Raw genomic sequence first — 18,811 nt, 5'->3', positions numbered from 1 at the left:
TCAGGCGATCTTTTTCAAGGTGTTAGGGAAGGTGCCGACACAAACCCGAGCCGGGAGCGTCCAGTTCCAGGTCATCCGGTTTTCATTGCCCCACGCCAGACACGACGTTTCCATCCCCGCAGGGCACCAAGCCGGCGCCAGCGCACGGGCCAGCACTTCCGAAGAGGGCTCTCCGGTCACCGAAGGAAACGCGCCCGGCTTGCGCCCCTGCCGGTAGGCCCACTTGGCTTGGCCGCACTCGGCTTTCATCTCGACGTGCGGATAGTCTTTCGGGCTGGTCCATCGGCCGCCCCAGTTCAGCCCCACGATCTCCGCCAGCTCCCCAAAGCGTTGATAGCCGGCCATCACATGGGCATCGTCCAAGTTCCAGCTGGGCTCCCCATTGACGAACACGGCGGCATCCAAGGCCAGTCCGAAGTTGTGGCAGCTGGAGAATGCCCCAACGCTGGTCACGCCAGACCCGGAGGCAAGCAGGGCCGCCTGGCGCTCGGGGCTTCGATACCCTTCCACGGGCCGCACATCAAACCCTTCCGCGGCCAGTTGGGCTTGGACGGCTTCGACCTTTTCCCGCAGCGCTGGGGAAACCCCTTTCCACGTCCTTTCGCTTTTCGGGTGGAAGAATCGGTAAATGGCGCCGTGCGGCTTCGGGGTTTGGAAAACCCAGGGGCTGCTGGGCTTGGGTTTGGATTTGGGTTGAACGGTCGAACACCCGGCCAAGGCCAGGCAAGCCAGAACGGCGGCGATGGTGAAGCGGGGCTGCATGCTTTCCTCCCAGAAAGAACAATGGATGCTTTCAGGGGTAGTGGATTTTCGGAAAAGCGCAAGCGGGCGAAAACAAAAAAAGCCCCCGAACAACCGGGGGAGGAGGCCTGCAGCTCGGGGGCTTAGTGGGGCAGGGAAAAAGGAGTAAGAAACCCCGTCCCGTTGAAAGCCATAGCACACACCAAGGCGAAGTCAACTGCCTTTTTTCTTCCTCGTCTTTTTCAAGTAGTCCCGCTGGGCTTTTTCAGCCGCTGCTTTCGTGACCTCAAAAAGCTCGCCCAAATCTTGCATGTCAGGGTTGTAGTAACGGGTCAGCATCTGGGTGGTCTTGTGCCCCGAGAGTTGCATGACCTGGTGCATGGGCAGCAAGTTGGCCAGCTCGGTGATGCGGGTGTGGCGCAGGTCGTGCAGGGTGGCGTCGGTCACCCCCGCTTGTTCGCGGGCGCGTCCCCAGGCCTGGGTGAGCGTGTCCGAGGCAATCGAGGTCTTGCCCTCGTCCAAGCTGAAGACAAAACCGGAGCTGGGGCGCACGGCGGGCGGGTTCTGGGGAGAGGGCGGGATGCGATCCTTGCGCAGCTTGGCGGCGTGGAGCTCCTTGGTCAGGGTGTCCAGCACCGCAACCGCTTCAGGAGTGAGGAAGATGGTCCGATGGATGGGCTTGCCACCCTTGGGGTTCTTGGTGTCCCGGAACGTGGCCTCGGGGCGCTGCTTGCTGTAGTCCAAATCTTCCCAGCGCAGCTTGATGGCTTCGCTGCGGCGGGCCGCGGTCCAGCGCAGGAAGGCAATGGCGCCCCGGGTGGCCGCGGACATGGGGGCAAGGGCGGTCAGGATGTCCGCCCACTCCTTATCAGTGACCACCCGCTCGCGCTCGTTCCTCACCTTGGGCTTGAGCGTGGCGTGGATGGGGTTGTCCATCTTGAAGCCCCAGCGCTTGATCGCTGCCGTGAAGACGCTGGAGAGAACGGCGAGTTGGCGAGTGATGGTGGCCGGGGCGAGGTAGTAGTCATCTTCCAAAGACCGGGCCATGCCGCCGTTGGCGAGGCCGAAGTCCTGGGGCGTGAGCTTGTCCACCGGCTTGCTGAAGGTGGCGGGGAAGCGCTTGGCGAGCAGGCGCAAGAGGCGCGCATCGTTGTCGCTCCCCTTCTTCTTGCCATCCTTGGCCTTGAGTGAGAGCACCTCGGCGATGTAGCGCTCGATCCAGACCCCCAGGCTCTGGCTGCTCATCAGGTTGGAGGCGGGTTGCTTCTCTTCGTGGAGCGCGGCGCGCTCTGCAGAAGCGAACGCCTCGGCCTGGGCGAGGGCCTTGGCTCGGGTCGCTTCGCTGTAAGGGAAAGTGCGGTTGATGGCGTGCAGGTTGCCCGCTGCATCCTTGCGCTTGATCTTCACTTGGAACGCCGAACCGCGGTCGTAGACGCCCTTTGTGCGGGCGGTTTTTTTGGGACGGGCCATTCGTTCAGTCCTTGATTAGAAGAATGGATTTTCCCAAGGTTTTCCCTTGAGTTCAATAAGTCATTGTTTTTAAATGACTAAAATGAGAATCGTTCGCATGCGTAATGCGTAGGTCGCAGGTTCGACTCCTGTTTCCGGCACCAGTTGCAATGAAAAGCCCCGGTCTTTGGCCGGGGCTTTTTGTTTGGCCGATTGGCGGCGTGTCGCCATCAACGCCGCGCCATCCCCGCATCCTTCGCCAGCCACCACGCCAGCTGCTGGAGATAACCACCCGCTGCTCCCGCCAATGCGCCGATCAGCAGGCGTGCGAGCACTCTGGTCCCGCGGCTGGCCCGCTCGCGTACCCATGGCAGCACCGCGACCACCTGCGCACCCAGCAACAGCATCAGTACGTCCAGTCCCGACGCATCCACCAGCGGCAACAACGGCAGCAGATCCGGATTGCAGGCCAGCACGATCACCAGCGTAGCCCCAAGCACGGCCATCAGCCGGCGCCCGGCGGGCAGGGTGGTCCAGCGCAGCAGTCGTTCGATCATGCGCATGACGTTCCTCGGGTCATGCGCGAGAACCCTCGTCAGGCCCAACCGCCCGCACCGGTTGCCGCAGCACGGTCTTCAATCTCGCCGCGTCGGTCTTTCGCGGATCACTCAGGTAGATCTCATGGTGGGGGCCGGCAAAGGTGTAGCCCAGCGAAGGCATCAGCTCGTCGTGCAGATGAGCCAGGATCGGGCCTTCGTCATCGTAGGGGCCCACATGCAGGGTCTGCAGGCAGAGGCCTTCCTCAAGCACCCTATGACGAAGGCCAGCCGGTGTCTCGCCCAGCTTCTTCGTCGCCTTGGCGATGGCGGTCTCCAGTTGCCCTGGGCTGATCCCGTCCGGCGTACGGATCATCACCGTCCACGACCACTCGTCCTTACGGCGTGCCACAAAGCTCGCCGGGTCGTCGGCGGTCCAAAGCGCTTCCAGCGGCGGCACTACGTAGTCCCGGCCCTCGGCCTTCAGCGCGAACTTCAGTGCATAGCTCACTGCATACAGCCACTGCACCGACTGCAGGTAAGCCGGGGCGGTATTCGGGTCGCCGCGGCCGTCGATCATCAGGTAGGGCAACGGCGGCACCTCCACTTGGACGAACCGGCCTGCCGGGGGCTGGTACAGCGCCCGGTCGCGCTTCTTGAAGTCGATCTTGTCCATGGCGTCCCTCCTGCCTGGAGCATCCCATGTTCCTGTCTGTCCGCGCACCTGAATCTGTTCAGGCGACTTTGCCGAGCGCGGCGGATCACCGGCCGATGCCATCGTGCGTGCGCGGTGCGACAACGTGTCGCAGCCAGAATCGGGCCTTTCCTGCGCTCGATCAATGTCAATGCCTTTCTTAAATGATGGGTGACGGCCTAAAATTGAAAGGCTGACTCGACCCCACCTGCCTGCCTGTCTTCCGGACCGGTGGGACCGGCTTTGGCCGGAACAGGCAGGGACGGGGAACGGCATTCCCTCGCAATTGGATCGACCGATGATTCCGTTGAAAACCCTTGGGCGCTGGTTGCGCCCGGGCCTGCTGCTGTCGTTGCTGGTGATGCTCACCGGCTGCGATGCCGTGGCCATCCTCAGTCCGAAGGGCCAGATCGGCCAGGATGAGAAGACCCTGCTGATCACGGCCACCGTGCTCATGCTGCTGGTCGTCATCCCGGTCATCATCATGACCCTGACCTTCGCGTGGAAGTATCGCGCCTCCAACACCAAGGCCCGTTACGAGCCGAAGTGGTCCCACTCGACGGCGATCGAGGTGGTGGTGTGGTCGATCCCGTGCATGATCGTGCTGGTGCTGGCGGTCCTGACCTGGCGCTCGTCGCACGCACTGGATCCGTACCGTCCGCTGGATTCGGACGTCAAGCCGGTCACCATCGAGGCGATCTCGCTGGACTGGAAGTGGCTGTTCATCTATCCGGAAGAGAAGGTGGCGGTCGTCAACGAAATCAAGTTCCCGGTCAACACGCCACTGAACTTCAAGATCACGTCCGATTCGGTGATGAATGCATTCTTCATCCCGCACCTGGGCAGCATGATCTACTCGATGGCTGCGATGGAGACCAAGCTCCACCTGATCGCCAACGAGACCGGTGAATTCCCGGGCATGTCTTCGCACTACAGCGGCGCGGGCTTCGCCAAGATGCACTTCACCGCCTACTCGGTCACCGATGCCGAATACCGCCAGTGGCTGGACCAGGTCCGCGCCGGCGAGCAGACCCTGGACAAGGCCTCGTTCAAGGCCCTGGGCGAAGCACGCAACGCCGAGTGGTATCCGGTCACCTACTTCGGCAAGACCGAAGAAGGCCTGTTCGACTGGGTCATCGCCAAGCACATGGGCGACAACAAGCATTACGGCATGAAGCACTCGCATGCCGGTGCCGCCGCTGCCGACGCCGCCACCCATGAAGCGCACGAGGGCCACGCCCCCAGTGATGCGCATGATTCCAAGGAATCGGGTGAAAACCTGGATGCCAACGAACACGAACACGCAGGCCATGCCGGCCACGCGGGTTCGGGAGAATGAACATGTTGGGAAAACTCTCTCTTGAGTCGATCCCCCACGATCCGATCGTGCTGACCACCCTGGTCGGCGCGGTGCTGGGTGGCCTGGGCGTCGTCGCCCTGATCACCAAGTTCAAGCTGTGGGGCTATCTGTGGAAGGAGTGGTTCACCTCGGTGGACCACAAGAAGATCGGCGTGATGTACCTCATCGTCGCCTTCGTCATGCTGCTGCGCGGCTTCTCCGACGCCATCATGATGCGCACCCAGCAGGCGCTCGCCGTCGGCGGGTCCGAGGGCTACCTGCCGCCGCACCACTACGACCAGATCTTCACCGCCCACGGCGTGATCATGATCTTCTTCGTGGCGATGCCGCTGATCACCGGCCTGATGAACCTGGCCGTGCCGCTGCAGATCGGTGCGCGTGACGTTGCGTTCCCGTTCGTCAACTCGCTCAGCTTCTGGCTGTTCGTGGCGGGCGCGGTGCTGATCATGCTGTCGCTGTGGATCGGTGAGTTCGCCGCCACCGGCTGGCTGGCGTTCCCGCCGTTGTCGGGTATCGAATACAGTCCAAGCGTCGGCATGGACTACTACATCTGGGGCCTGCAGGTGGCGGGTTTGGGTACCACGCTGAGTGGTATCAACTTCTTCATCACCATCCTGAAGATGCGTACCCCCAGCATGAAGCTGATGCAGATGCCGGTGTTCACCTGGACTGCCCTGGTGACCAACGTGCTGATCGTCGCTGCCTTCCCGGTGCTGACCATCACCCTGGTGCTGCTGACCCTGGACCGTTACCTGGGTACGCACTTCTTCACCAATGACGGTGGCGGCAACGCCATGCTGTACATCAACCTGATCTGGATCTGGGGTCACCCGGAGGTGTACATCCTGGTCCTGCCGGCGTTCGGTGTGTTCTCCGAAGTCATCGCCACGTTCTCGCGCAAGGCGCTGTTCGGCTACAAGGGCATGGTGTACGCCACCGCCTGCATCGGCGTGCTGTCGTTCATCGTGTGGCTGCACCACTTCTTCACCATGGGCTCGGGTGCCAACGTCAATGCCTTCTTCGGCATCACGACGATGATCATCTCGATCCCGACCGGCGTGAAGATCTTCAACTGGCTGTTCACCATGTTCCGCGGTCGCGTGCACTTCACCACCCCGGTGCTGTGGACCATCGGCTTCATGGTCACCTTCGTCATCGGCGGCATGACCGGCGTGATGCTGGCGATCCCGGCCATCGACTTCGTGCTGCACAACAGCCTGTTCCTGATCGCCCACTTCCACAACGTCATCATCGGCGGCGTGGTGTTCGGCATGTTCGCCGGCATCACTTACTGGTGGCCGAAGATGTTCGGCTTCCGCCTCAATGAGTTCTGGGGCAAGTGCGCGTTCTGGTGCTGGTTCATCGGCTTCTACGTGACCTTCATGCCGATGTACGTGCTGGGCTTCATGGGCATGACCCGTCGCCTGCAGAGCACCGTCAACCCGGCCTACGAGCCGCTGCTGCTGGTTGCTGCCTGCGGTGCGTTCATCGTCGGCGCCGGCATCCTGTGCCAGATCATCCAGGTGGCCGTGTCGATCCGCGACCGCAAGAAGACCGTGGACCTGACCGGTGACCCGTGGGATGCCCGTACGCTGGAGTGGGAAACCTCCTCGCCGCCGGCCTTCTACAACTTCGCGACCCTGCCGGACGTCACCGAGCTGGACGATTTCTGGGAACGCAAGCAGCGTGGTGAAGCCTGGCCGAAGCCGGCCAAGTACACCGACATCCACATGCCGCGCAACACCGGCACGGGCGTTGTCATCGGTGCCTTCAGCCTGGTGTTCGGCTTCGCGATGATCTGGCACATCTGGTGGCTGGCCATCGTCGGCTTCGTCGGCATGATCGCCACGTTCATCTACCGCACCTTCGACCAGGACGTGGACTACTGGGTCCCGGCCGCCGAGGTGGAACGCATCGAGAACGCACACCGCAAGCACCTGGAAGCCCAGGGCCTGGTGAAGTCGGAGCTGAAGGCATGAGCACCAATACCTCGACCCTGAGCCACGGGCACGCCGCACACGCGGCGGCCCATGGCCATGACGACCACGAGCACCACGACACCGGCGGCAACACCGTCTTCGGTTTCTGGGTGTACCTGATGAGCGACTGCCTCATCTTCGCCTCGCTGTTCGCCACCTACGTGGTGCTGGCAGGCGGTACCGATGGTGGCCCCACCGCGAAGGACCTGTTCGAGCTGCCGTTTGTGGCGTGGGAAACCGCGCTGCTGCTGACCTCGTCGCTGACCTTCGGCCTGGGCATGATTGCCATGCACCGCAAGCAGATGGGCCAGATGTACCTGTGGCTGGGCATCACCTGGCTGCTGGGCTTCGGCTTCATGTGCATGGAAGTGTGGGAGTTCCAGCATCTGATCCATCAGGGCTACGGTCCGGACCGCAGTGCCTTCCTGTCGGCGTTCTTCGCCCTGGTCGGTACCCACGGCCTGCACGTCAGCGCGGGCCTGCTGTGGCTGCTGGTGATGTTCGTGCAGCTGAAAAAGTACGGCCTGACCGCGACCAACAAGACCCGCATGGCGTGCCTGAGCCTGTTCTGGCACTTCCTGGACCTGATCTGGATCGGCGTGTTCTCCGTCGTCTACCTCAATGGAGCGCTGTAATGGCACATGACAACCATGCACACGACCACGGCACCGGCGGCGAAAGCCACGGCAGCGTGAAGTCGTACCTGATCGGCTTCGTGCTGGCGGTGGTGCTGACCGTCATCCCGTTCTGGATGGTGATGTCGGGCGATTTCTCGCGCACCGTCAACGGTGTGGTGATCGCGGTCACCGCGGTGCTGCAGATGCTGGTCCACCTGGTGTTCTTCCTGCACCTGGACCGCTCTTCGGAAAGCCGCTGGAACGTCAACGCTGCGGCCTTCACCGTCGTGGTGATCGGCATCATCGTGATCGGCACCCTGTGGGTCATGCACAACATGAACGTGCACATGATGCACTGACGTCCTCGCGACGTTCCCACGCAGAAAGGCTGCCCTCGGGCGGCCTTTCTGGTTTTCCGTTGTCCGGTAGTGCCGGCCGCTGGCCGGCAATCGCGGGAAGCCGGCCAGCGGCCGGCTTTACCCCGCCACCCGGCGCAGGAACTCCTCTGCCTCCATCGGCCGGCCCAGGTGGTAGCCCTGCAGCTGGTCGCAGCCCAGCTCGCTCAGGTACTCGCGCTGCGCCTGCGTTTCCACGCCTTCGGCCACCACCTGCAACTGCAGGGTGCGGCCCAGCGCAATGATCGACGACACGATGGCGGCATCTTCGTCGTTGCATTCCAGATCACGAACGAACGCGCGGTCGATCTTCAGTTCGGTGGCCGGCATGCGCTTGAGGTACAGCAGGCTGGAATAGCCGGTGCCGAAGTCGTCGATGGCGATGTGCACACCCATCGTGGTCAGGTCGTTAAGGATGGCCAGGCTGGCATCGACGTCCTTCATCGCGGTGGTCTCGGTGATCTCCAGGGTCAGCCGGGCCGGTTCGATCCGATGCCGCTGCAGTACTTCGCGCACGCTGTCCAGAAGCGCCGGCGAGGCGAACTGCAGGGGCGACAGGTTCACCGCCATCGACCAGTCTGCGTGGCCGGCGTCATGCCATGTCCGCAGCTGCGCGCAGGCCTGGTCCAGTACCCAGTCACCGATCGGCAGGATCAGGCCGCTGCGTTCGGCGATCGGAATGAACACGTCCGGTGCCAGCAGGCCCAGCTCCGGGTGCTGCCAGCGCAGCAGCGCCTCGGCGCCGGTGGCCGGGGCGCCGGCGGCAGGAAACTTGGGCTGGTAGTGCAGGACCAGTTCGTCGCGTGCGATGGCCTTGCGCAGGTCCTGCAGCAGGCGCAGCTGGCGATTGGCACTGAGCTGCATCGAGGGGGTGAAGAAGGTATAGCCGTTCCGCCCGGTTTCCTTGGTGTGGTACATCGCCGCATCGGCGTGCGCCATCAGTTCGCGCTCATTGCTGGCGTCGTCCGGGTACAGGGCGATGCCCAGGCTGGCGCTGACCTGCAGTTCGGCCGCATCCAGCGTGAACGGCTCACCGGCGGCGGCAATGATGCGCTCGGCCACCACCACCGCATCGTCGGGAATATCGATGGCCAGTACGATCACGAACTCATCACCGCCGAGGCGGGCGAAGGTATCCTGCGGGCGCAGCAGGCCGCCGATGCGCTGGGCCACCGCCACCAGCAGGCGGTCGCCGAACTGGTGGCCATAGGCATCGTTGACCGCCTTGAAGCCGTCAAGGTCGCAGAACATCACCGCCACCGCACGATTGCGGCGCCGCGCCTTCTCGATGGCCTGCTCGATGCGGTCCTGCAGCAGCATGCGGTTGGGCAGCTGGGTCAACGGGTCGTGCAGGGCGGCCTGGATCAGCTTGTCGTTGGCGTGCGCCAGCGAATCGGCCAGCAGCCCGGTCCGCACGCGCATCTGCCGGTCGAACAGCGAGGCGACCAGGGCTATACCCAGTGTGGCCACGGTGGTGACGATCACCAGCACCGCCAGCCAGCGCGTGTCGATGCCGCCGCTTCCCACCGCGCCACAGATGCTGCCCTCCGGGAAGCGCGCTGCGGCCATGCCGGTGTAATGCATGCCGACGATGGCCAGGCCCATCACCAGTGAGGCAAGCAGGCGCAGGCGCGTGGTGTTGCGCTGTTCGGCACGTAGCCGGAAGGCGATCCACAACGCCGCACCCGCAGCGCCGATGGCCACCGCAATGGAGGCGGCGAACCAGCCCGGGTGATAGTCGATGCCTGGCTGCATGCGCATCGCCGCCATGCCCAGGTAGTGCATGGTGGCGATGCCCAGGCCCATCAGCACGGCCCCGGCCAGCAGCCGGCGCCAGGGCAGGCTGGGCCGCGACACCAGCCACAGCGCATAGGCCGAGGCGCCGATCGAGACCGCCAGCGAGTACAGGGTGATGCCAAGGTCGTAACCCACCGGAATCGGCAGGTCGAAGGCGAGCATGCCGATGAAGTGCATCGACCAGATGCCCAGGCCCATGGCCGCCGCCCCCCCGGCCAGCCACCAGCGGGCCACGCGACCCTCTGCCGTGGCCAGGCGGCCGGCCATGTCCAGCGCCGTGTACGAAGCAAGAATGGCCACCAGCAGGGAGATGGCGACCAGGCTCTGACTGTAACTGCCAGTCATGTTGAATCCAGAGGAAGAGGGAGGGGCGCCCGCAAGGCGCACGCCCGCGACAGCTATCGGCGCGGGTGGACGGGACTTGAGCGGTCGCAGCACCTGCGACCTGGCTCGGCTATCCTGCCACGCCTGTTCCCATTGCTGGAAATCATCCGATGGCAAAAGCCCGCACCGCCTACGTCTGCAATGAATGCGGCGCCGAATTCAGCAAGTGGCAGGGGCAGTGCACCGAGTGCAACGCCTGGAACTCGTTGTCGGAGATCGTGCTGGAGAGCGCGGCGGCGGCCAAGGCGCCGGCCTCGCGGCGGGCCGGCTGGGCCGGGAAGATCGACCCGCCGAAGATCACCGCGCTGAAAGACGTGGAGCAGACCGAGCATCGCCGGGTCTCCACCGGCATCGGCGAGTTCGACCGCGTGCTGGGCGGCGGCCTGGTCGAAGGCGCGGTGGTGCTGGTGGGCGGCGACCCGGGCATCGGCAAGTCGACGCTACTGCTGCAGGCGGTGGCGAAGATGGCCGCTGAACTGCCGGTGCTGTACGTCACCGGCGAGGAGTCGCTGGCCCAGGTGGCTGGCCGTGCGCATCGCCTGGAGCTGCCGCTGGACGGCGTCAATGCGCTGGCCGAGACCGGCGTCGAGTCGATCCTGCAGCACGCGGCCAAGGCCGGCCCGCGGCTGATCGTGGCCGACTCGGTGCAGACCCTGTGGACCGAAACGCTGACCGCGGCGCCCGGCTCCGTAAGCCAGGTGCGCGAGAGCGCGGCACGGCTGGTGCGCTTTGCCAAGGAAACCGGCACTGCGGTGTTCCTGGTCGGCCACGTCACCAAGGAGGGCGGCATCGCCGGCCCGCGCGTGCTGGAGCACATGGTTGATGCGGTGCTGTACTTCGAGGGCGAGAGCGGCAGCCGCTTCCGCCTGTTGCGCGCCTTCAAGAACCGGTTTGGTGCGGTGAACGAACTGGGCGTGTTCGCGATGGGGGACAAGGGCCTGAAGGAAGTCTCCAATCCATCGGCCATCTTCCTGTCCGGCGGCAGCACCCATCAGCCGGGCAGCTGCGTGATGGTTACCCGCGAGGGCACGAGGCCCCTGCTGGTGGAGGTGCAGGCGCTGGTCGATGCATCGCCGCTGTCGAACCCGCGCCGTGTCGCGGTCGGCCTGGAGCAGAACCGCCTGGCGATGCTGCTGGCGGTGCTGCATCGGCACGGCGGCGTGCTGGTCGGCGACCAGGACGTGTTCGTCAACGTGGTCGGCGGCATCCGCGTGCAGGAGACCGCCGCCGACCTGCCGGTGCTGCTGGCGGTGCTGTCGTCGCTGCAGGATCGGCCGCTGGCGGAAAAGACGATTGCCTTTGGCGAGGTTGGCCTGTCCGGCGAGATCCGCCCGGTGCCCAATGGCGAGGACCGCCTGCGCGAGGCGGCCACCCATGGTTTCAAGCGCGCCATCGTGCCCAAGGCCAACGCGCCCAAGGGCGGCTCGGTGAAAGGCATGGAAGTGATCGCGGTGGAGCGGCTGTCCGAGGCTATCGACGCGGCATGATGCAGTCTCTGCAAGCGTCAATCACGGCAACGGTCAGCTTCCTTGTGCTAGTTTTTCCCGCTCGACGAAGACGCCCTCTGGCGTCTTTCCGTGCCCAGGAGTAAACGATTACATGCAGGACACCGCGCTCACCACCCCCAACGCCGAGATCCGTCGCGCCGGGGTCGATCTCAATGGACTGATGACGGTGCTGGGCAAGCACCTGTATTCCACCCCGGTGGTGGCGCTGCGCGAACTGGTGCAGAACGCGCACGACTCGATCATCCGCCGCCGCATCGAACAGCCCGGCGTCGCAGTGCCGTCGCGCATCTCGGTGCAGGTCGATGCCGGTGCCGGCGTGCTGCGCATCTCCGATACCGGTGCCGGCCTGACCCGCCAGGAGATCCACGATTACCTGGCCACCGTCGGCGTCGGCTATACCCGTGGCCTGCGCCAGGGCGGCGAGGACGATGAGGGCCTGATCGGCATGTTCGGCCTCGGGTTCCTGTCGGCCTTCGTGCTGGCGCGCCGGGTCAGCGTGCGCACCACCTCGTACCAGACCCCGGACCTGGGCCATCTGTACGTGTCCAGCAATGCCGAGCAGTACACGGTAAGCGAAGTGCCGGCACGTGCGGTCGGCACCGAGGTGGAGCTGGAGCTGCATCCTGATTTCCTGCCGCTGGCCAACGAGGCGCGCCTGCACGAGGTGCTGGGCCGCTACTGCGCGCTGCTGTCCGAGCCGATCTTCATTGGCGCTGCGACCGAGGCGATCAATCCCGAGCCGCCACCGTGGCGCGATCAGGGGGATGTTGCCGTGCATCCGGTGCAGGCCCGCCGCCAGGCGCTGCAGTTCGCCGCGCGGTTCGAGCATGATTTCGAGCCGATCGTCACCGTGCCGTTGCGTGCCGATGGCAACAGCGATGCCACCGGCCTGCTGTGGGTGCAGGACGGCGCCACCTATGGCACCAGCGACAACCGCAACCTGTCGGTGTTCGTGCGCGGCATGCTGCTGGATGACGACGCGCGCGACCTGCTGCCGCCGTGGGCCGGTTTCATCGGCGGGGTGATCGAATCCTCGCGGTTGACGCCCACCGCCAGCCGCGAAGACCTGCAGCGCGATGACCAGTACCGCGCGGTGCAGCATGCACTGCTGGAGGCGCTGATCGACGGCCTGGCCGACGTCGCGAAACAGCAGCCGGAAGCCTGGCGGCGCGTGCTGACCCGCCACAACGAGGCCCTGCTGGGTGCGGCACTGTGCGATGAGCGCCTGTTCGAACTGCTGATGGAGCATGTGCGGGTGCCGACCTCGCAGGGCGACCTGCCGGCCAGCGCGTTGCCGGCGCGCGGTGCCGTGCATGTCATCCTCGACAACGGCGGTGGCTTTGAAGAGATGCTGTTCCGCGCGATGGGCGTACCGGTCGCGCATGGCCATCGCTACGCGGTGGTGCCGTTCCTGCGACGCTGGGCACAGGCCAAGGGCCTGCGCCTGGTCGAGCTGGGTACCGAGCAGGGCAACCGTGCGCTGTTCCGCAGTGATGACAGCCTCGACGAGGCGCAGCTGGCCTGGCTGCGCGAACAACTGGGTGACGGCGAACAGTTGCTGCCGGCACGCTTCAGCCCGGAGGCGCTGCCGGTGGTGGTGGTGCCCGACCGCGAGGCCGAGCTGAAGCAGCGCCTGGAAGACGACGAGAACGACAAGCGCGTATCGATGGCGGCGCTGCGCCTGGCGCGCCAGTTCACCGCGCGCATCGAATCACGCGCACCATCGCGGCTGTACCTCAACCTCGACAACCCGGCGGTGCAGGCGCTGTTGCGCGCCCAGCGCGAGGGCCATCCGCAGGCCGAGGCCGCAGCCCGCCTGCTGCGCTCGCTGAAAGTCATCGTCGCCGCGCAGGGCCGCCCGCTGGCACGCGCGAACGCTACGCCCGGCCCGGATCTCAACGGCGCCTTTACCGATATCGCCGGTGCCCTGCAGCAGATGCTGCGCTGAGCACCGCACCTTCTCATCCAGCCTTCGCTAGACAGGAGCAATTACCCCCATGGACATCTGGAACTGGGTCGAAAAGCTGCAGGGTGACCTGCGCCAGGCCGGCCAGGCGCAGAACGCGCACCTGCTGAACCGTCTCGCCGACGAGGTCAGTGAACTGCAGATCGACCGCGTCGATGCGCTGCTGCCCGAAGCGCGCGCATTGGGCAAGGCGTTGGACAACCCGTGGGTTGACGTCTATGTCGGCCACTGGGCGCTGCGCAACCGCGTCGGCAACCGCGTGGAAGGCGAAAGCGCACTCGGCGAAGCCGTAGCGCTGTTTGAACGCGCGCACCGCGAGGACACGCTGGAATGCCCGCAGTCGATCTGCGTGACCCAGGACCTGGCCGCCTGCTACGGCAACATCGATGGCCCGGGCTGGGTGCCCGAGCGCATCGAGGTCTGCGATGAAACACTGGGTCGCATCGACCCGAGCTGGGCCTGTTTCCAGTGCCTGAGCTGCGAGAAGGCCGATGCGCTGCTCGATGATGGCCGTGGCCAGGCGGCACTGGATTACCTGCAGGTGCAGGCCGATGCCGTGGAGGCCTGTGGCAAGGAAGTGTTCGACAGCTTCCCGGAGATGCAGATCAAGATCCTGCTGGGCATGGGCCGTGCCGATGAGGCACTGGCGCTGATCGAAAAGCGGGAGGCCGAAGTTGCTGCGTCCGGAGAGTACGAGCCGGCCAACTGCACGGTGCCGCGCCGCCTGTCCAAGGCCTGGGCGCTGGCCCAGCTGGGCCGCGACGAAGAGGCGCTGCAGCAGCTGGTGCCGTGGAGCGAACTGACCCCGAACTACTGGCGGCTGTGGGCAAACACCGCGGCAGCGCTCTGCCAGCGGGATCCGGCGCGCAATACGTGGGACCTGGGCACGCGCTTCAACACGATCATCGAGCACTTCGCCCGGGTTGGTTCGCATCGCCTGCTGATCGAAGTGGCGGCGCTGAGCCTGGAGCTGGCGCTGCAGCGTGGCGCGCGCTGGGTCGCACTGCGGCAGCTGGAACTGGCCCGCACCCATCTGGCGCAGCTGCGCCAGGACCGTGGTGCCGCGGCCCTGGTGGCCGGCCTGGCCGCGCGCATCGAGGCATTGCCGGACGTCGCGCCGCTGCCGGTGCCGGCCGGCGAGCTGCTGGCATGGCTGGACGCGCAGGGCGAACAGAACCAGTCGCGCGATCCCGAGCGCGAAGCGCAGTGGTTGCTGCAGGCGCATGCCGAGCTGCCCGATGACGAGGCGCTGGCCGACATGGCCGCCTCGGCACTGAATGCCTGCGGCGCGCAGGCCGAGGCGCGGGCGCTGCTGTGGCGGTTCGTGCGCGGCCATGCGCAGCACGATGGCCCCGCGGCCTACACGCTGATGCGCTGGCTGGCCGAACAGGGCGACGACGACGGACTGCGCCAGCTGGCCGATCTCTATCGCGGCAGCGTGCCGGTGTTCGCGCACTGGTGCGAGGTGCAGCGTGCACGCCGCGTGTCCGACTGGCCGGCGCTGGAGCAGGCGGCCCGATCGCTTCTGGAGCTGTCTCCGGGCTCGCACGGCGCGCGCGGCACGCTGGCGCGTATGTACATGGAAACCGGCCGTTTCAGCGACGCCCAGGCCTGTTATGCACAGCTGGTGGAGCTGCTGGAGGAGCCCAATGCCGCGCATTGGGACCACATGAGCGCAGCCAGCGCGGCGCGCGACTGGGACGCCGTGCGCCGCTCGGCGGCGGCGCTTGGCATGGAATTGTCCAGCCAGGAAGGTGTGGTCGAGGAGCCATGGGGCTGGGTGATCATCCGCAGCGAAGAGAACGGCGAGCCGATGGAGTACTACGCCCGTCGCAGCGGTCCGGTGACCGCGCGCATCGTCGAGAACGCGCCGTCCAACCGCGCCCAGCAGGTGGGCGACTGGGTGGTGTTCGATGCCGCGCTGGTGCATCCGGCACCCGAGGAGGAGGAAGCGCGCGAGCATTTCATCCCGACCTACTCGCAGGTGCATGTGCTGGAGCGCGGCGGCTTCGCCCGCAGCTGGATGATCGATGGCGCGCACCCGGGCGAAGAGGCCTGGAACGCCTTCGTCGAGGCGGCCGAAGCACAGGGCTGGAAGGTGTGGTCACACAGTCGACCGGACTACACCGTCACCGACCCCGATGTGGAGGAGGGGACGCTGCCGGGCCTGCTGTTCACGGTGGCCCAGCCGCAGGACCATACACCGCTGGCACTGCACCGCTTCCTCCAGCAGCAGACCGCGACGTGGCCGCATCCGCATTGCTGGCTGCGGCTTGCCGAGGCCTGTGACCAGGACCGCCAGCCGCACCTGGACGTGATCGAGCGTTACGGGTTGTAAGCCGGGTACCGGGTAGTGCCGGCCGCTGGCCGGCAGCACCGGGATATCCTGTAGTGCCGGCCAGCGGCCGGCACTACCTCAGGGAAAAATACGTGGGAAAGACAGGGATGTTCGTGATCGCCGGGGTGCTGCTGGCCCCTACCGCACAGGCCGCACCCGCCTGCCAGGAGCCTGCGGCTGTCGCCCGCGCTTTCTACGAGGCGACGACCGGCAACGGTGATCTGCTGGAGCCGCCGGCCGCGCTGGTCAGCGTGGCCTTCGGCAAGGCGCTGCGTGATGAGCGCGCCTGCCAACAGCGCGAGGAGGGCATCTGCACGATCGATTCCGATCCGTGGCTGGATGCGCAGGACGGCGACATCGAAACGCCGGTGCGCTACAGCTGGGAAGAGGCGTCGGCCACCGCCGGCCAGGTTGAGATGCGCTACTCGGTGTGGAAGAAGGCTTACCTGACCCGCCTGCCGATGGTGCGGCAGGGGCAGGGGTGCTGGCAGGTTGATGACATCCTCACCAACAGCGGTCGTTCGGTCCGGAAAATCCTGGCGCAGCCGATTCCCTGACCGGCGGCAGCGTCCGCGCATTGCGTGGCTGCCGGCCAGCGGCCGGCACTACCAGGGTGGGTGGGGGCGGCCGGTGGCCTGCAGTACCGGGGTGGGTGCCGACCGTTGGTCGGCACACGGCCTATCGCGTATGCCCGAACACCAGCTCGATCACGAACTGGCTGCCGAAGAACGCCAGCAGCAGCAACAGCATCGCCGCCAGCGTCCAGTGCACCGCCTTCATGCCGCGCCAGCCGTAGCGGCGGCGGCCGATCAGCAGCACGCCGAACACGATCCACGACAGCACGCTCAGCACGGTCTTGTGCACCAGCTTCTGCGCCAGCAGGTCATCGACGAACAGTACGCCGGTGACCAGGGTCAGGGTCAGCAGCGCGAAGCCGACGGTGATCACCCGGAACAGCAGCGACTCCAGGTCAGCCAGCGGTGGCAGCGCGCGCAGCCATGGCCGGAACTCGCGGCGGCGCAGGGCGCGCTCCTGCAGCCACAGCATGATCGCCAGCAGGGCGGCGATGCTCAGCGTGGCATAGGCCAGCAGGGCCAGCCAGGCGTGGCTGGCCAGGCGCCAGCCCAGCACCTTGCTCGGCTCGTGGCCGTAGCCGTGGTAGGCCAGCAGCAGCACGGCAGCCAGTGGGAACACCACCACGCCCAGCGCCGACATCCGCCCGCGCGCGCCGACCAGCGAGGTCAGCCAGGCCATGCCCAGGCCGACCAGCGACAGCGCGGCGAAGAAGTGCATGTCCGGCCCGCCGGTGGTACGCATCGCCACCATCACGTGGTAACCGCCATGCAGCAGCATCGCCGGCAGGGCGGGCCACAGCCAGGTGGGCGAGCCGATGGTTTCATCGCGGCCGAGCGCGCGCACCAGCAGGGCACTGGCAGCCAGGTAGAGCAGGACGGCGATGAGAACGATTGTCATCGTTGCAGTTTCGCATACCCCTGTGATGCTGGCGACGGCCCTGTGGTCGCAGTCCGGGGCGACGGCCGGACCCGTTATACTGTCTGCCTTATTGTCCCCCGCTTTCAGACAGGTTGCGCCGCATGTTCGAGTCCCTGACCCAGCGCCTTTCCGGCACCATCGAGCGCCTGCGTGGCCGTGGCCGCCTGACCGAGGAGAACATCCGCGAGGCGACCCGTGAAGTGCGCATCGCACTGCTCGAAGCCGACGTCGCGCTGCCGGTGGTGCAGGCCCTGATCGAGCGCATCAAGGTGCGCGCGGTCGGCCAGGAAGTGCTGAAGTCGCTGACCCCGGGCCAGGCCCTGATCAAGGTCGTGCGCGACGAGCTGACCGCCGTGATGGGCGCCGAAGCCAGCGACCTGAACCTCAACGTTCCCGCTCCGGCCATCATCCTGATGGCAGGCCTGCAGGGTGCCGGCAAGACCACCACGGTGGGCAAGCTGGCCAAGCACCTGAAGGAAAAGCGCAAGAAGAAGGTGATGGTGGTGTCGGCCGACGTTTATCGTCCGGCCGCGATCGAGCAGCTGAAGACCCTGGCCGAGCAGGTCGGCGTGCTGTTCTTCCCGTCCAGCGCCGACCAGAAGCCGGAAGCCATCGTGCGCGCGGCCATCGACGATGCGCGCAAGTCGTTCGTGGACGTGCTGCTGGTCGATACCGCCGGCCGCCTGGCCATCGACGAAGCGATGATGGCCGAGATCAAGGCCCTGCACGCGGCGGTGAACCCGGCCGAAACCCTGTTCGTGGTCGACGCCATGACCGGCCAGGACGCAGCCAACACCGCGAAGGCCTTCGGCGATGCGCTGCCGCTGACCGGCGTGGTGCTGACCAAGACCGACGGCGACGCCCGCGGCGGTGCCGCGCTGAGCGTGCGCTACATCACCGGCAAGCCGATCAAGTTCGTCGGTGTCAGCGAAAAGCCGGAAGGCCTGGACGTGTTCCACCCGGACCGCATCGCCAGCCGCATCCTCGACATGGGCGACGTGCTGTCGCTGGTCGAGCAGGTCGAACAGCAGGTCGACAAGGACAAGGCGGCCAAGCTGGCCGAGAAGGTCGCCAAGGGCAAGAAGTTCGACCTGAACGACATGCGCGACCAGCTGGAGCAGATGCAGAACATGGGTGGCATCGGTGGCCTGATGGACAAGCTGCCGGGCCTGGGCAACATCCCCGATCATCTGAAGCAGCAGGTCAGCCAGGGCAAGGAAGTGCCGCGCATGATCGCCATCATCAACTCGATGACCAAGAAGGAACGGCGCAACCCGAACCTGCTCAACGGCTCGCGTCGCGCGCGCATTGCCAAGGGCTCGGGCGTGACACCGGCCGACGTCAACAAGCTGATGAAGCAGTACATGCAGATGGAAAAGATGATGAGCAAGATGGCCGGCGGCGGCATGAAGGGCATGTTGCGCAGCATGAAGGGCATGATGGGCGCCATGGGTGGCCGCGGCATGCCGTTCCGTTGATGACGGCCCCGGTCGCAGTCTGATGTAGCGCCCGAGCCCACGCCCGGGCGGGGCGGCGCACAGTGGCCGCAGCAG

At 65.8% G+C, this 18,811-nt stretch carries 15 protein-coding genes; 9 read left to right on the top strand and 6 right to left on the bottom strand.

All coding sequences use genetic code 11. From position 1 onward, the window contains the following. The 4 genes from ROV95_RS16435 to ROV95_RS16420 form a co-directional block, all read right to left on the bottom strand. Positions 1-762 carry a M15 family metallopeptidase gene (locus ROV95_RS16435; RefSeq protein ID WP_024957458.1) on the bottom strand — a complete coding sequence of 254 codons (762 nt, stop codon included), beginning with the start codon at positions 760-762 and terminating at the stop codon, positions 1-3. 192 nt (positions 763-954) lie between these two features. Then, the gene (locus ROV95_RS16430; RefSeq protein WP_024957459.1) at positions 955-2,211 is read right to left on the bottom strand and encodes a site-specific integrase; all 1,257 of its coding nucleotides are present in this window, start codon (positions 2,209-2,211) and stop codon (positions 955-957) included. A 209-nt stretch (positions 2,212-2,420) separates the two neighbouring features. Continuing rightward, positions 2,421-2,753, bottom strand: a complete 333-nt coding sequence (locus ROV95_RS16425) for a hypothetical protein (protein WP_019659277.1) — start codon at positions 2,751-2,753, stop codon at positions 2,421-2,423. A 13-nt stretch (positions 2,754-2,766) separates the two neighbouring features. Next, a complete protein-coding gene (locus ROV95_RS16420; protein ID WP_312545357.1) occupies positions 2,767-3,402 on the bottom strand; it encodes a GyrI-like domain-containing protein in 636 nt (211 codons plus the stop codon). Positions 3,403-3,718: 316 nt separating this feature from the next. Between ROV95_RS16420 and cyoA the strand changes: the two genes are divergently transcribed. From cyoA to cyoD, 4 genes are read left to right on the top strand one after another with little or no spacing between them, the layout of a single operon-like run. Next, entirely contained in the window at positions 3,719-4,759 is a 1,041-nt protein-coding gene (gene cyoA, locus ROV95_RS16415) for a ubiquinol oxidase subunit II (protein WP_014646391.1), read from the top strand. A gap of 2 nt (positions 4,760-4,761) precedes the next feature. After that, on the top strand, positions 4,762-6,759 hold the full coding sequence (gene cyoB, locus ROV95_RS16410) for a cytochrome o ubiquinol oxidase subunit I (protein WP_019659275.1): 1,998 nt from the start codon (positions 4,762-4,764) through the stop codon (positions 6,757-6,759). Then, positions 6,756-7,394, top strand: coding sequence for a cytochrome o ubiquinol oxidase subunit III (gene cyoC, locus ROV95_RS16405; protein ID WP_019659274.1), 639 nt, complete (start codon positions 6,756-6,758; stop codon positions 7,392-7,394). Before cyoB ends, cyoC begins: the two co-directional genes overlap by 4 nt. Continuing rightward, positions 7,394-7,735, top strand: coding sequence for a cytochrome o ubiquinol oxidase subunit IV (gene cyoD / locus ROV95_RS16400; protein ID WP_005415725.1), 342 nt, complete (start codon positions 7,394-7,396; stop codon positions 7,733-7,735). Before cyoC ends, cyoD begins: the two co-directional genes overlap by 1 nt. Positions 7,736-7,852: 117 nt before the next feature. Here the strand turns inward: cyoD and ROV95_RS16395 are convergent, their stop codons facing one another. Then, complete coding sequence (locus tag ROV95_RS16395; RefSeq protein ID WP_312545355.1) at positions 7,853-9,913, bottom strand: EAL domain-containing protein; 2,061 nt, start codon at positions 9,911-9,913, stop codon at positions 7,853-7,855. A 149-nt stretch (positions 9,914-10,062) separates the two neighbouring features. Here ROV95_RS16395 and radA point away from each other — a divergent pair, with 149 nt between their 5' ends. The 4 genes from radA (at position 10,063) to ROV95_RS16375 (ending at position 16,321) form a co-directional block, all read left to right on the top strand. Then, positions 10,063-11,439 carry a DNA repair protein RadA gene (gene radA / locus ROV95_RS16390; protein WP_019659272.1) on the top strand — a complete coding sequence of 459 codons (1,377 nt, stop codon included), beginning with the start codon at positions 10,063-10,065 and terminating at the stop codon, positions 11,437-11,439. A 112-nt stretch (positions 11,440-11,551) separates the two neighbouring features. Beyond that, entirely contained in the window at positions 11,552-13,408 is a 1,857-nt protein-coding gene (locus tag ROV95_RS16385) for an ATP-binding protein (RefSeq protein ID WP_019659271.1), read from the top strand. Positions 13,409-13,457: 49 nt separating this feature from the next. After that, positions 13,458-15,764, top strand: coding sequence for a tetratricopeptide repeat protein (locus ROV95_RS16380; protein WP_312545353.1), 2,307 nt, complete (start codon positions 13,458-13,460; stop codon positions 15,762-15,764). A 92-nt stretch (positions 15,765-15,856) separates the two neighbouring features. Next, positions 15,857-16,321: a hypothetical protein gene (locus ROV95_RS16375; protein ID WP_312545352.1), complete on the top strand. Its 465-nt coding sequence runs from the start codon at positions 15,857-15,859 to the stop codon at positions 16,319-16,321. A gap of 121 nt (positions 16,322-16,442) precedes the next feature. On the opposite strand, the gene ccsA is transcribed toward ROV95_RS16375, so the two are convergent. Then, positions 16,443-17,237 carry a cytochrome c biogenesis protein CcsA gene (gene ccsA, locus ROV95_RS16370; protein ID WP_312545350.1) on the bottom strand — a complete coding sequence of 265 codons (795 nt, stop codon included), beginning with the start codon at positions 17,235-17,237 and terminating at the stop codon, positions 16,443-16,445. Between the two features lie 122 nt (positions 17,238-17,359). Here ccsA and ffh point away from each other — a divergent pair, with 122 nt between their 5' ends. After that, positions 17,360-18,736 (top strand): signal recognition particle protein, encoded by a 1,377-nt coding sequence (ffh, locus tag ROV95_RS16365; protein ID WP_010483267.1) that lies wholly within the window; start codon positions 17,360-17,362, stop codon positions 18,734-18,736. Positions 18,737-18,811: the final 75 nt, after the last annotated feature.

Origin of the sequence: Stenotrophomonas maltophilia group sp. msm1 (assembly GCF_032025805.1) — a bacterium.
GTDB classification, from domain to species: domain Bacteria; phylum Pseudomonadota; class Gammaproteobacteria; order Xanthomonadales; family Xanthomonadaceae; genus Stenotrophomonas; species Stenotrophomonas hibiscicola.
This window is presented reverse-complemented; position numbering and strand designations above follow the sequence as displayed.